The sequence below is a fragment of the Pararhodobacter sp. CCB-MM2 genome (genome assembly GCF_001691415.1).
Lineage (GTDB): Bacteria > Pseudomonadota > Alphaproteobacteria > Rhodobacterales > Rhodobacteraceae > Pararhodobacter.
In genome coordinates this window covers 1-392 of the sequence record NZ_LRRR01000119.1, presented here as the reverse complement: position 1 = coordinate 392, position 392 = coordinate 1, and the positions used below count along the sequence as shown (strand labels likewise).

Annotated in this window: 1 pseudogene; it reads left to right on the top strand. The window is 70.9% G+C overall.

Going from position 1 to position 392, the window contains the following annotated elements:
• Positions 1–233, top strand: a pseudogene (locus tag BCY78_RS24435) (translational GTPase TypA); the annotation flags it as partial.
• Between the last annotated feature and the right edge of the window lie 159 nt (positions 234–392).

Below are 392 nucleotides of genomic sequence, written 5' to 3'. Positions count from 1 at the left end.
ACGACATGGACGTCAACATCACCAAGGAGAAGAAGCTCACCAACATGCGTGCGGCCTCCGCGGACACCACGGAGAACGTGGTCCCGGCCCGCAAGCTGTCGCTGGAGCAGTCCCTGGAGTTCTGCCGCGAGGACGAGTGCATCGAGGTGACCCCGGAGACCGTGCGTATCCGCAAGGTCGTCCTGGACCAGCGCGAGCGCAGCCGCGCCGCCTCGCGCGCCAAGCACGGCTGAGCCCGCGCCAAGCACGGCTGAGCCCGCGCCAAGCACGGCTGAGCCCGCGCCGGATGACGTTCCTCCGTCTCCCTTGAGCCCCTCCGCGGGGCCCGGGGCGGCCGGAGGCGTACGCTCCGTATGAGCAGGCCCGTCCCGGGGCAGGTCACCCCGTCGGAC